Here is a 13,040-nt window from a genome sequence, read left to right on the forward strand (position 1 = left end):
GGAAAGCGTGGTCATTCCGGCCGGGATGGGCACGCTTTCCGTGAATCAGTGGGCACGGGTGCGGGGGTGCGGGGGTGCGGGGGTGCGGGGGTGGGGTGCGGGGGTGCGGGGGTGGGGGTGCGGGGGTGGGGTGCGGGGTGACGGAGGGCCGGGGGGCGGGGGGCGGGGGGCGGGGGGCGGGGTGGGTCAGGTGCAGGTGGGGGCGGCGGCCTCGCGGAGGGGCGTCAGCGGGGACGGGGAGGCCGGGAGCGGGGTGGCCGAGGGTGACGTGGGCGGGGGTGGGGAGGCGGGACGGCTGGGGGTCGGGGTCGGGGTCGGGCGGGGGGACGACGGCGAGCGGGACGGCTTCGCGGTACGGGCGGTGGTCGCGGCGCCGCCGCCGTACATCCGGGTGGTGCTGCGCTGCACCTGACCGGGAAGCATCCGGATGCCGGTGGCGGTGGCCCGGTGGCCGGACACGTCGGTGACCCGGATCGTGTACGGGCCGGGGCCGGCGCCGGACGGGATCAGCCAGTAGTTGTAGTCCTCGCGCGCCGCCGCGCGCCACGAGCCGTTCTGCCGGACATCCACCGACCGCAGCGGGTTGCCGTGGTCGCCGACCAGGACGGCGAACCACCACTGGGACGCGCCCTCCTTGAGGCGGAACGTGAGCGGGCCGGGCAGCGGCGGGTCGACCACGGCCCGGTAGCGGACCTGCACCACGCCCTGCACCGGGTCGGCGATCCGGGCGAACGCCTCGGCGGAGAGGTCGAGGTGGCCGGGGGCGCACTCCGGGCACTGGTCCATGACGAGCACCCGGACGGTGCCGCGCGGGCCGGTGACGTCGAGGAAGCCGCCGCAGGAGGCGCCGGCCGCGTACTCGCTCGGGCCGAGCGCGACGTAGAGCCGGTTGGCGGGCGCGGCGGGCCGGGAGCAGTTGCCGCCGGCGCCCTTCGAGTCGTAGAACGTGGCCTTGCCGGTGTGCGTGACGCCACCGGCCGGCGGGGCGGCCAACGGAAGGGCCGCGCGAGCGGGAACGACCGCCAACGGAAGGGCCGCGCGGGGTGGGGCGGCGCAGGCGGGGGCCGCGCCGCCGCGTACCGCGAGGGTCACCGCGACCACGGCGGCGAGGGCGGCCAGGCCGGCGGCGGCGAGCCGGCGGCGGGCCCGGGTCGGGGTACGGCGACGTCCGGTCCGGGTGGGCGGGTGCCCGTCGCCGGTGGACGTGGCGGGGTGGGGCGCGCTGCCGTCGGTCACGCCGGTCGATGCTGCCGGACCGGGTGGTCGCCGGACAAGCGGGCTAAGCGAAAGCTAAGGCCGGTGCGCGCGGGCGACCGAGGCGAGACCGGCCAGCTCGTCGGCGAGCTCCGGGCGCTGCCGCAGCGCGTCCTCCAGGCGGACCCGCCAGAGGCCGGTCTCGACCGGGAGGCGGGCGTCGCCGGCCCAGCGGACCCGGTCGCGGCTCTCCGCGAGGGCATCCCCGGCGGCGGGCCCGAACAGGCCGCCGAACTCCTGGTGGAGCCAGCCGAACAGCGCGTCGTCCCGGAGCGCGTCGCCGATCACCCGGGCCGTGTCCCACGCCACCCGTGGCTGGTGGATCACCTGCATGTCGACTCCTCGGTCCGGTCCGGTCCGGTTCTTTCGGCCATCATCGATCCCGCACGGGTCGGCCGCAAGGCCCGCGTCGGGCGGGCGGGCCGACCGGCGGGCGGTGTCGTCCGTCCGGACGAGGTTATCCCGGCGGAGGTGTTCCGGGCCGGGCGGGCGGGCCGACCGGCGGGCGGTGTGGTCCGTCCGGACGAGGTCAGCCCGGCGGAGGTGCTCCGGGCCGGCCGTCGAGGTCGGTCAGCGCCTCGGCCAGGTCCGTGTGCCAGTCTCCGGGCGGCGGCAGTTTCGCGGCGGCCCACCGGTCGTGGGCCAGCACGCTGTAGCGGGGGCGGGGCGCCGGGCGCGGAACGCGGTCGCCGGTGGTCGGGCGGACCCGCGCCGGGTCCAGGCCGGACAGTGCGAACACCGCGCGGGCGAGGCCGTACCAGGTCGTCTCGCCGGACGCGGTGCCGTGGTAGACGCCCGGCGCGGCGTCGCCGGCCAGCGCCGCGTCGGCGAGCGCGACGAGCCGTTCGGCGAGCCGGTACGACCAGGTCGGTTGCCCGTGCTGGTCGGCCACCACGTCGAGCCGGTCGCGGTCGGCGGCCAGCCGCAGCACGGTGGTGACGAAGTTGCGCCCGTGGGCGCCGTAGAGCCAGGCGGTCCGCACCACGTACCCGCGCTCGGGCAGCAGCCGGGCCACCGCCCGTTCCCCGGCGAGCTTGCTCCGCCCGTACGCGTTGACCGGGCCGGTCGGCGCGTCCTCCGGGTACGGCCGGGTGGCGTCGCCGCCGAACACGTAGTCGGTGGAGACGTGCACCAGCCGGGCGCCGGTGGCGGCGCAGGCCCGGGCCAGGTGCGCGACCGCGTCGCCGTTGACGGCGGTGGCGTCGCGCTCCCGGGTCTGGGCGCCGTCCACATCGGTCCACGCGGCGGCGTTGAGCACCACGTCGTGCCCGGCGACCGCGTCCCGTACCGCGTCCGGGTCGGTGACGTCGAGGTCGGCGCGGGTGGCGGCGGTGACGGACCGGTCGGGGCGGGCGCGCAGCACGGTCACCAGGTCGCGACCGAGCATGCCGCCGGCGCCGGTGACCAGCAGCCGGGTCACCGGTGCGCCGCCTTCAGCGGCTCCCACCAGGCCCGGTTCTCCCGGTACCAGCGCACGGTGTCGGCCAGGCCCCGGTCGAGGTCGATGCTCGGGGCGTACCCCAGCTCGTTCTGGATCTTGGTGATGTCGAGCGAGTAGCGGCGGTCGTGGCCCTTGCGGTCGGGGACCGGCGCCACCCGGTCCCAGTCGGCGTCGCAGGCCGCCAGCAGCCGGCCGGTCAGTTCGCGGTTGGTCAGTTCGGTGCCGCCGCCGATGTGGTAGACCTCGCCGGCGCGGCCCTTCTCCTGCACCAGCGCGATGCCCCGGCAGTGGTCGTGCACGTGCAGCCAGTCCCGGACGTTGCCGCCGTCGCCGTAGAGCGGCACGGTGCCGCCGTCGAGCAGGTTGGTGACGAAGAGCGGGACGACCTTCTCCGGGAACTGGTACGGCCCGTAGTTGTTGCTGCATCGGGTCACCACCACGTCGAGGCCGTGGGTGCGGTGGTAGGCCAACGCCAGCAGGTCGGCGCCGGCCTTCGAGGCCGAGTACGGGGAGTTCGGCGCCAACGGCCACGCCTCGGTCCAGGAGCCGACGTCGATCGAGCCGTACACCTCGTCGGTGGAAACGTGCACGAAGCGGCGGGTGCCGTGGCGCAGCGCGGCGTCGAGCAGCGTCTGGGTGCCGAGCACGTTCGTGGTGACGAACGGGGCCGCCCCGGTGATGGACCGGTCCACGTGCGACTCGGCGGCGAAGTGGACGATCACGTCGTGGCCTCCGACCACGTCGTCGACGAGGGCCGCGTCGCAGATGTCGCCGTGCACGAGGCGCAGGCGGGGATCGTCGCGTACCGGGTCGAGGTTGGCCGGGTTGCCGGAGTAGGTGAGCTTGTCCAGCACGGTCACCGCGGTGGGCGCCGGGTCCGGGGTCCACGCCCCGTCGCCGCCGGGCCGCCCGAGCAGCATCCGCGCGTACTCCGAGCCGATGAAGCCGGCGCCACCGGTGACGAGGATCCTCACGGATCGTGGAGTTTACGCGACGGTACGCTCCGCGGGTGCGCGGAATCCTTCTCGCCGGTGGCACCGGATCCCGGCTCTGGCCGATCACGCGGGCCGTTTCCAAGCAGCTCATGCCGGTGTTCGACAAGCCGATGGTCTACTACCCGCTGTCCACGCTGGTGATGGCCGGGGTGCGGGAGATCCTGGTGATCACGACGCCGGAGGACCGCCCGCAGTTCGAGCGGCTGCTCGGCGACGGCGGCCAGTGGGGGCTGCGGCTGACGTACGCCGAGCAGGCCCGGCCGGAGGGCATCGCGCAGGCGTTCCTGATCGGCGCGGACTTCATCGGTGACGAGTCGGTCGCGCTGGTCCTGGGCGACAACATCTTCCACGGCGTCGGTCTCGGCCGGCAGCTCGCGCAGCACGGCGACCCGGCCGGCGGGCGGGTCTTCGCGTATCCGGTCGCCAACCCGGAGGCGTACGGCGTGGTCGAGTTCGACGCGGCCGGCCGGGTGCTGTCGATCGAGGAGAAGCCGGCCCGGCCCCGCTCCCGGTACGTGGTGCCCGGCCTCTACTTCTACGACAACCGGGTGGTCGACATCGCCCGCAAGCTGACGCCCAGCGCCCGTGGCGAGTTGGAGATCACGGCGGTGAACGAGACCTACCGCGGCTGGGGCGAGCTGTCCGTGACGGTGCTCGACCGGGGCACCGCCTGGCTGGACACCGGCACGTTCACCTCGCTGATGCAGGCCGCCGAGTTCGTCCGGGTGATCGAGGAGCGCCAGGGCATGAAGATCGGCTGTGTCGAGGAGGTGGTCTGGCGGTCCGGGCTGATCGACGACGAGCGGCTGCGGGCGCTGGCCCACCCGCTGACCCGCAGCGGTTACGGCGACTACCTGCTGGGCCTGCTGGCCGAGCGGCCGGGCGCCGTCCGGAGCGGCTCGTGAGGATCCGGCCGCTGGGCATCGAGGGGGCCTGGGAGGTCACGCCGCAGCAGCACGGCGACCCGCGCGGACGTTTCCTGGAGTGGTACCGCCACGACCGGCTCGCCGAGGCGGTGGGGCATCCGTTGCGGCTGGCCCAGGCCAACCTCTCGGTCTCGGCGCGGGACGTGGTGCGCGGCGTCCACTTCGCCGACGTCCCGCCCGGCCAGGCCAAGTACCTGACCTGTGTCCGGGGGGCGGTGCTGGACGTGGTGGTGGACGTGCGGGTCGGCTCGCCGACCTTCGGCCGGTGGGAGGCGGTACGCCTGGACGACGCCGACCGGCGGGCCGTCTACCTCGCCGAAGGGCTCGGGCACGCTGTCTGCGCGCTGACCGACGACGCCACGATCAGCTATCTCTGCTCCGCCACGTACCGGCCGGCGGCCGAGCACACCGTGCACCCGCTCGACCCGGCCCTGGCCATCGACTGGCCGACCGCGACGCCGCTGCTGTCCGCGCGGGACGCCGCCGCGCCGAGCCTGGCCGAGGCGCGGGCGGCGGGCCGGTTGCCCGACTACGACGTCTGCCGGTCCTTCACCGCCGGGCTGGGCGCGGACCCGTCGGCCTGAGCGGGACCGCCGCCCCCCTTGCCTGCTGAAAGTTTTCATGCATAGAGTCAGCGGGTGAATGAAAACGGTGCGTCCAGCGCCGACCGCCTGCTCGACCTCTTCCACGGCGTGCGGCTCACCCCGACCCAGCGCCGCATCGCGCACTGCCTGGTACGCCACGCCGGCGCGGCGGCGTACCTGTCCGCGGCGGAGGTGGCCGAACTGGCCGGGGTCAGTCAGCCGTCGGTGACCCGGTTCGCCATGACGCTCGGGCACGACGGCTACCCCGCGCTGCGCCGCCGGCTGCGGGAACTGGCCGCCACCGGGACGACCGAGCCGGCCGCGGCCGGGAACCCGCTGCAACGGGCGGTGCACGCCGAGCGGGCCAACCTCGACCGGCTCGCCGGGCAGCTCGCCGACGCCGACCGGATCGCCGAGGTGGGCAAGCTGCTGGCGGCCACCCGACCACTGCCGGTGCTCGGCTTGCGCGCCGCCGCGCCGCTGGCAGCGTACTTCGCGTACTTCGCCGCGAAGGTGCACCCGGACGTGCGGGTCCTCGACGACGGCGGCAGCCTGCTCGCCGACCGGCTCGACCAGGCCGTCGCCGCCGGCGCCACCGCGCTGCTCGCGTTCGTGCTGCCCCGCTACCCCCGGGAGACGCTCGACGCGCTGCGCGAGGCCCGCGACGCCGGGCTGACGGTGGTGGCCATCACCGACTCCCCGGTCAGCCCGGCCACCGACCACGCCGAGGTGGTGCTGCCCGCCGCGGTCGGCACCGACCTCGTCTTCGACCTGCACACCGCCCCGATGACGCTGGCCATGGTGGTGTTGCAGGCGATCTGCGACGCCGCCCCGGCCGAGACCCAGGCCCGGCTCGAGGCGTTCGAGTCGTCCGCCGCCCGCCGCCAGTTGTTCCTCGGCTGAGAGGAGTACGAGATGCACCAGCCCGTCCGCGCCGCCCGCGGCACCGTACGCACCGCGAAGGGGTGGCCGCAGGAGGCCGCGCTGCGGATGCTGATGAACAACCTCGACCCGGAGGTGGCCGAGCGCCCCGACGACCTGGTGGTCTACGGCGGCACCGGAAAGGCGGCCCGGGACTGGCCGTCGTACCACGCGTTGGTGCGGACGCTCACCGAGCTGCGCGACGACGAGACCATGCTGGTGCAGTCCGGCCGGCCGGTCGGCGTGCTGCGCACCCACGAGTGGGCGCCACGGGTGCTGCTGGCCAACTCCAACCTGGTCGGCGACTGGGCCACCTGGCCGGAGTTCCGCCGCCTCGAATCGCTCGGCCTGACCATGTACGGGCAGATGACCGCCGGGTCGTGGATCTACATCGGCACCCAGGGCATCCTCCAGGGCACCTACGAGACGTTCGCCGCGGTCGCCGCCAAGCGCTTCGACGGGTCGCTCGCCGGCACGCTGACGCTCACCGCCGGCTGCGGCGGGATGGGCGGCGCGCAGCCCCTGGCGGTCACCATGAACGGCGGCGTCTGCCTGATCGTGGACGTGGACCGGACCCGGTTGGAACGCCGGGCACACGACCGCTACCTGGACGAGATCGCCGACTCGCTGGACGACGCGGTGGAGCGGGCGCTGGCCGCGAAGCGGGACCGGCGGGCGCTCAGCGTCGGCGTGGTCGGCAACGCGGCCACCCTCTTCCCCGAGCTGCTGGCGCGCGGCGTCGAGATCGACATCGTGACCGACCAGACCAGCGCGCACGACCCGCTGTCGTACCTGCCGGAGGGGGTGGAGCCGGGCGACGCGCGGGACTACGCGGCGGCCAAGCCGGCCGAGTTCACCGACCGGGCGCGGGCGTCGATGGCGAAGCACGTCGAGGCGATGGTCGGTTTCCTCGACGCTGGCGCGGAGGTGTTCGACTACGGCAACTCGATCCGGGGCGAGGCGAAACTCGGCGGGTACGAGCGGGCGTTCGACTTCCCCGGTTTCGTGCCGGCGTACATCCGGCCGCTGTTCTGCGAGGGCAAGGGCCCGTTCCGGTGGGCGGCGCTCTCCGGCGACCCGCGCGACATCGCCGCCACCGACCGGGCCATCCTCGACCTGTTCCCGGAGAACGAGTCGCTCGCCCGGTGGATGCGGATGGCCGGCGAGCGGGTCGCGTTCCAGGGCCTGCCGGCCCGGATCTGCTGGCTCGGCTACGGCGAGCGGGACCGCGCCGGGGTGCGGTTCAACGAGATGGTGGCCTCCGGTGAGCTGAGCGCGCCGGTGGTGATCGGCCGGGACCACCTGGACTGCGGCAGCGTGGCCAGCCCCTACCGGGAGACCGAGGCGATGGCCGACGGCTCCGACGCGATCGCCGACTGGCCGCTGCTCAACGCGCTCGTCAACACCGCCAGCGGCGCGTCCTGGGTGTCCATCCACCACGGCGGCGGGGTCGGCATCGGCCGGTCCATCCACGCCGGGCAGGTCTGCGTCGCCGACGGCAGCGCGCTCGCCGGGCAGAAGATCGAGCGGGTGCTCACCAACGACCCGGCGATGGGCGTGATCCGGCACGTGGACGCCGGCTACGACGACGCCCGCGAGGTCGCGGAGCGCACCGGCGTCCGCGTCCCGATGGCCGAAGCGTAAGGAGGGGCCCCTTGTCAACGCATTCGGTAGAGGAAGGGCCCCTCGTTAACCGGTTCCGCGCGCTGTGGGACGAGATCGCGCCGGTCGGGCGGGACGCCGGCAGCGGCGGCTACCTGCGGTACGCGCTGACCGAGCCGGAGCGCACGCTGCGCGGCTGGTTCCGGGAGCAGGCCGACCGGCGGGGCATGCCGGTCAGCGAGGACGGCAACGGCAACCTGTTCGCCTGGTGGGGCGACCCGGCGACCGGCGGCGCGGTGCTCACCGGCAGCCACTTCGACTCCGTGCCGCACGGCGGCGCCTACGACGGGCCGCTCGGCATCGTCAGCGCGTTCCTCGCCGTGGACGAGCTGCGGGCCGCCGGGGCCACCCCGGACCGGCCCGTCGTGGTGGCCGCGTTCGTGGAGGAGGAGGGCGCCCGGTTCGGCGTACCCTGCCTGGGGTCGCGGCTGCTCACCGGCGAGATCGACGTCGACCGCGCGGCCGGGCTGCGCGACCAGGCCGGGGTGAGCTTCGCCGACGCGCTGGGCGGGCGGCCGGCGGGCGCCGACCCGGCGCTGCTCGGCCGCTTCGCGGCCTTCGTGGAGCTGCACGTCGAGCAGGGCCGCGCGCTGGTCGACACGGACGCGCCGGTCGCGGTGGCGTCCGCCATCTGGCCGCACGGCCGGTGGCGGTTCGACTTCACCGGCGAGGGCAACCACGCCGGTACGACCCGGATGGCCGACCGGCGCGACCCGATGCTCACCTACGCGTTCACCGTGCTCGCGGCGAACAAGGAGGCCCGGCTGCGCGACGCGCACGCCACCGTCGGCCGGGTGTCGGTCGAGCCGAACGCCACCAACGCGATCCCGTCCCGGGTCACCGGCTGGCTGGACGCGCGGGCGGCCGAGGCGGCGACGCTGGACGGCCTGGTCGAGGCGGTACGCGCCAAGGCCACCGAGCGGGCGGGCCGGGACGGCACGGCGCTGACCTGCACGCGGGAGTCGGCAACGCCGCTCGTCGCGTTCGACGGCGGGCTGGCGGAGCGGCTCGTCGCGCTGCTCGACGCGCCGGTGCTGCCGACCGGCGCCGGACACGACGCCGGGGTGCTGGCCGCGCACCTGCCCACCGCGATGCTGTTCGTGCGGAACCCGACCGGGGTGTCGCACTCCCCGGCCGAGTCCGCCACCGACGCCGACTGCGCGGCCGGGGTGACCGCCCTGGCCCGGGTGCTGGAGGAACTGGCATGCCGCTGACCCGCTGGCTGGCCGAGTACGCCTGGCTGCCCGAGCACGCCGAACCCACGTCGGACGTGCTGATCGAGGCGACGGACGGGCGGCTCACCGCCGTCACGCCGCTGACCGGTGGCGGTCCGCCGGCCGCCGGGGTGACGGTGGACGCCGTCCGGCTACCCGGCCTGACGCTGCCCGGCCTGGCCAACGCCCACTCGCACGCGTTCCACCGGGCGCTGCGCGGGCGCACCCACGCCGGCCGGGGCGACTTCTGGTCCTGGCGGGACCCGATGTACTCGGTCGCCGCCCGCCTCGACCCCGACTCCTACCTGGCGCTGGCCCGGGCCGCGTACGCGGAGATGGCGCTCGCCGGGATCACCTGCGTCGGCGAGTTCCACTACCTGCACCACGGCCCGGACGGCACCCGGTACGACGACCCGAACGTGATGTCCGCCGCGCTGGTGGAGGCCGCCGCGCACGCCGGGATCCGGCTCACGCTGCTGGACGCCGCGTACCTGACGGCGGGCGTGGACGGCGCGGAGCTGACCGGGCCGCAGCGCCGGTTCGGCGACGGCGACGCGCTGCGCTGGGCGGAACGGGTCGACGCGTTCCGCCCCACCGACGGGCACGTGCGACGCGGCGCGGCGATCCACTCGGTGCGCGCGGTGCCGGCCGGGCAGCTCGCCACCGTGGCCGGCTGGGCGGACCGGCACGGGCTGCCGCTGCACGCGCACGTCTCCGAGCAGCCGGCCGAGAACGACGCCTGCCGGGCCGTGCACGGCTGCACGCCGACCCGGCTGCTGGCCGACCACGGGGTGCTCGGCCGGCACACCACCGCCGTGCACGCCACCCACCCGACCGCCGCCGACGTGACGCTGCTCGGCGACAGCCGTACCGGCGTCTGCCTCTGCCCCACCACGGAACGGGACCTGGCCGACGGGATCGGCCCGGCCCGGCGGATCGTCGAGGCGGGCAGCCCGCTCAGCCTGGGCAGCGACAGCCACGCCGTGGTCGACCTGTTCGAGGAGGCCCGCGCGGTGGAGCTGGACGAACGGCTGCGCACCCGCCGACGCGGGCACTTCGCCGCCGCCGAACTGTTCGCCGCCGCCACCGTGACCGGCCACGCCGCGCTCGGCTGGGGCGACGCCGGCCGGCTCGCCGTCGGCGACCGGGCCGACCTGGTGACGGTACGGCTGGACAGCGCCCGCACCGCCGGGGTGCCGCCGGTCGGCGTGTTCTTCGCGGCCACCGCCGCCGACGTCACGCAGGTGGTGGTGGACGGCCGGACCGTGGTGGCCGACGGCCGGCACCTGACGGTGGACGTCCCCACCGAGCTGCGGGACTCGATCGCGGCGGTCACGTCATGACCGGCAGCCTGCTCGTGGACAACATCGGTGAGCTGGTCACCAACGACGGCCGGGGCGGCGACCCGCTGGGCGTCCGCCGCGACGCCGCGCTGCTGGTCGAGGACGGGCGGGTGGCCTGGGTCGGTCCGGCCCGCTACGCGCCCGCCGCCGCCCGGCGCGTCGACGCCGCCGGCGCGGCGGTGCTGCCCGGCTTCGTGGACAGCCACGCCCACCTGGTCTTCGCCGGTGACCGGGCCGCCGAGTTCGCCGCCCGGATGGCCGGCGAGCCGTACACCGGCGGCGGCATCCGGACCACCGTCGGCGCGACGCGCGCCGCCTCCGACGACGACCTGCGCGCCACCGTGGGCCGGCTGCGCGCGGAGATGCGGCGGCAGGGCACCACCACCGTCGAGATCAAGAGCGGGTACGGCCTGAGCGTCGCCGACGAGGCCCGCTCGCTGCGGATCGCCGCCGAGTTCACCGAGGACACCACGTTCCTCGGCGCGCACGTGGTGCCCGCCGAGTACGCCGACCGGCCCGACGACTACGTGGGCCTGGTGTGCGGGCCGATGCTGGCCGCCGCCGCGCCGTACGCCCGCTGGATCGACGTGTTCTGCGAGCGGGGCGCGTTCGACGCCGACCACGCCCGGGCGATCCTCACCTGCGGGCAGGCGGTCGGGTTGGGCGTCCGGCTGCACGCCAACCAGCTCGGCCCCGGGCCGGGCGTCCGGCTCGGCGTGGAACTCGGCGCGGCCAGCGTCGACCACTGCACCCACCTGACCGACGCCGACGTGGACGCGCTCGCCGGCTCGGAGACGGTCGCCACGCTGCTGCCCGGCGCCGAGTTCTCCACCCGGTCGCGCTACCCGGACGCCCGCCGGCTGCTCGAGGCCGGGGTCACCGTGGCGCTGGCCACCGACTGCAACCCCGGCTCGTCGTACACCTCGTCGATGCCGTTCTGCGTCGCGCTCGCCGTACGCGAGATGGGGATGACCCCGGCGGAGGCGGTGTGGGCGGCGACCGCCGGCGGGGCGGCGGCGCTGCGCCGCACCGACGTCGGGCGGCTGACCGTCGGGGCCCGGGCCGACCTGGTCGTCCTCGACGCGCCGACCCACCTGCACCTGGCCTACCGGCCGGGGGTGCCACTGATCCGCCACGTTCTGCACAACGGAGTGCCACGATGACCACCGTCACCATCCTGTCCACCGGGGTCACCCCCGCCGACGTGCTCGCGGTCGCCCGCGGCACCGCCAAGGTCGTGCTCGACCCCGCCGCCGTCGAGGCGATGGCGGCCAGCCGGTCCATCGTGGACACCATCGAGGCGGCCGGCCGCCCGGTGTACGGCGTCTCGACCGGGTTCGGGGCGCTGGCCAACACGTTCGTCGCCCCCGAGCGGCGGGCCGAGTTGCAGCACGCGCTGATCCGCTCGCACGCGGCCGGGGTGGGCGCGCCGATGCCCCGCGAGGTGGTGCGGGCCATGATGCTGCTGCGGGTACGCTCGCTCGCGCTCGGCCGCTCCGGCGTGCGTCCGCTCGTCGCCGAGGCGCTCGTGGACCTGCTCAACCACGAGATCACCCCGTGGGTGCCGGAGCACGGCTCGCTGGGCGCGTCCGGGGACCTGGCGCCGCTGGCGCACTGCGCGCTGGTGCTGCTCGGCGAGGGCTGGGTGCTCGGCCCGGCCGGCGACCGGATCCCCGCCGCGGACGCGCTGCGCCGGGTCGGGCTGGCCCCGGTCGAGCTGGCCGCCAAGGAGGGGCTGGCGCTGATCAACGGCACCGACGGCATGCTCGGCATGCTGCTGCTGGCCGTCTCCGACGCCCGGCACCTGTTCGCCATGGCCGACGTGACCGCCGCGCTGGCCATCGAGGCGATGCTCGGCTCGGAGCGGCCGTTCCTGCCCGAGCTGCACGCCATCCGCCCGCACCCCGGCCAGGCCGCCTCGGCCGCGAACATCCACCGGCTGCTCCAGGGCTCGGCGGTGATGGACTCGCACCGCGACGACCTGGCCCACGCGGTACAGGACGCGTACTCGATGCGCTGCGCGCCGCAGGTGGCCGGCGCGGCCCGGGACACGCTGGACTTCGTCGAGGTGGTCGCCGGCCGGGAGCTGCTGTCCGTGGTGGACAACCCGGTGGTGCTGCCGGACGGGCGGGTCGAGTCGACGGGCAACTTCCACGGCGCGCCGCTCGGCTTCGCCGCCGACTACCTGGCCATCGCCGCCGCCGAGGTGGGCGCGATCGCCGAACGGCGGGTGGACCGGCTGCTGGACGTGGCCCGTAACCGGGACCTGCCGGCGTTCCTCTCCCCCGACGCCGGGGTGAACTCTGGGCTGATGATCGCCCAGTACACCGCCGCCGGCATCGTCGCGGAGAACCGCCGGCTGGCGGCCCCCGCCTCGGTCGACTCGCTGCCCACCAGCGGCATGCAGGAGGACCACGTCTCGATGGGCTGGGCGGCCACCAAGAAGCTGCGTACCGTGCTGGACAACCTGACCAGCGTGCTCGCGGTGGAGCTGCTGGCGGCGGTACGCGGACTCCAGCTCCGCGCGCCGCTGGAGCCGTCCCCGGCCGGCCGGGCCGCGCTGGACGCGCTCGGCGACACGATCGGCGACCCCGGTCCGGACGTCTTCCTCGCCCCGCTGATGGAGGCCGCCCGATCCGTCGTCACCGGCCCCGACCTGCGCGCCGCCATCGAGCGCGCCACCGGCCCCCTAGCCTGACG

12 protein-coding genes are annotated in these 13,040 nt (G+C 75.6%); 8 read left to right on the plus strand and 4 right to left on the minus strand.

Going from position 1 to position 13,040, the window contains the following annotated elements; all coding sequences use genetic code 11:
• Positions 1-186: 186 nt before the first annotated feature.
• The 4 genes from ACIA6B_RS23405 to rfbB all read right to left on the minus strand — a co-directional run bounded on the left by ACIA6B_RS23405 (position 187) and on the right by rfbB (position 3,669).
• Positions 187-1,236 carry an expansin EXLX1 family cellulose-binding protein gene (locus ACIA6B_RS23405; protein WP_396776286.1) on the minus strand — a complete coding sequence of 350 codons (1,050 nt, stop codon included), beginning with the start codon at positions 1,234-1,236 and terminating at the stop codon, positions 187-189.
• A 54-nt stretch (positions 1,237-1,290) separates the two neighbouring features.
• The gene (locus ACIA6B_RS23410) at positions 1,291-1,587 is read right to left on the minus strand and encodes a hypothetical protein (protein ID WP_357302057.1); all 297 of its coding nucleotides are present in this window, start codon (positions 1,585-1,587) and stop codon (positions 1,291-1,293) included.
• Between the two features lie 196 nt (positions 1,588-1,783).
• Positions 1,784-2,674 carry a dTDP-4-dehydrorhamnose reductase gene (rfbD, locus tag ACIA6B_RS23415; protein WP_396776289.1) on the minus strand — a complete coding sequence of 297 codons (891 nt, stop codon included), beginning with the start codon at positions 2,672-2,674 and terminating at the stop codon, positions 1,784-1,786.
• Entirely contained in the window at positions 2,671-3,669 is a 999-nt protein-coding gene (rfbB, locus tag ACIA6B_RS23420; protein ID WP_396776291.1) for a dTDP-glucose 4,6-dehydratase, read from the minus strand. The genes rfbD and rfbB overlap by 4 nt, the downstream gene beginning before the upstream one ends.
• Before the next feature lie 35 nt (positions 3,670-3,704).
• On the opposite strand from rfbB, the gene rfbA reads away from it, so the two are divergent.
• Genes rfbA through hutH form a run of 8 tightly spaced genes read left to right on the plus strand, consistent with a single transcriptional unit; the run spans position 3,705 to position 13,038 of the window.
• Positions 3,705-4,595, plus strand: a complete 891-nt coding sequence (rfbA, locus tag ACIA6B_RS23425; protein ID WP_396776293.1) for a glucose-1-phosphate thymidylyltransferase RfbA — start codon at positions 3,705-3,707, stop codon at positions 4,593-4,595.
• Positions 4,592-5,200: a dTDP-4-dehydrorhamnose 3,5-epimerase family protein gene (locus ACIA6B_RS23430; protein WP_396776295.1), complete on the plus strand. Its 609-nt coding sequence runs from the start codon at positions 4,592-4,594 to the stop codon at positions 5,198-5,200. Before rfbA ends, ACIA6B_RS23430 begins: the two co-directional genes overlap by 4 nt.
• 54 nt (positions 5,201-5,254) lie before the next feature.
• Entirely contained in the window at positions 5,255-6,103 is an 849-nt protein-coding gene (locus tag ACIA6B_RS23435) for a MurR/RpiR family transcriptional regulator (RefSeq protein WP_396776297.1), read from the plus strand.
• Between the two features lie 12 nt (positions 6,104-6,115).
• Complete coding sequence (gene hutU / locus ACIA6B_RS23440; RefSeq protein ID WP_396776299.1) at positions 6,116-7,765, plus strand: urocanate hydratase; 1,650 nt, start codon at positions 6,116-6,118, stop codon at positions 7,763-7,765.
• Between the two features lie 11 nt (positions 7,766-7,776).
• On the plus strand, positions 7,777-8,997 hold the full coding sequence (locus tag ACIA6B_RS23445) for an allantoate amidohydrolase (protein ID WP_396776300.1): 1,221 nt from the start codon (positions 7,777-7,779) through the stop codon (positions 8,995-8,997).
• The gene (locus ACIA6B_RS23450) at positions 8,994-10,340 is read left to right on the plus strand and encodes a formimidoylglutamate deiminase (protein ID WP_396776601.1); all 1,347 of its coding nucleotides are present in this window, start codon (positions 8,994-8,996) and stop codon (positions 10,338-10,340) included. Before ACIA6B_RS23445 ends, ACIA6B_RS23450 begins: the two co-directional genes overlap by 4 nt.
• The gene (hutI, locus tag ACIA6B_RS23455) at positions 10,337-11,503 is read left to right on the plus strand and encodes an imidazolonepropionase (protein ID WP_396776302.1); all 1,167 of its coding nucleotides are present in this window, start codon (positions 10,337-10,339) and stop codon (positions 11,501-11,503) included. Before ACIA6B_RS23450 ends, hutI begins: the two co-directional genes overlap by 4 nt.
• Positions 11,500-13,038, plus strand: coding sequence for a histidine ammonia-lyase (gene hutH, locus ACIA6B_RS23460; protein WP_396776304.1), 1,539 nt, complete (start codon positions 11,500-11,502; stop codon positions 13,036-13,038). The genes hutI and hutH overlap by 4 nt, the downstream gene beginning before the upstream one ends.
• The last annotated feature ends 2 nt before the right edge of the window (positions 13,039-13,040 follow it).

Source organism: Micromonospora sp. NPDC051141, assembly GCF_044455765.1.
GTDB lineage: Bacteria > Actinomycetota > Actinomycetes > Mycobacteriales > Micromonosporaceae > Micromonospora.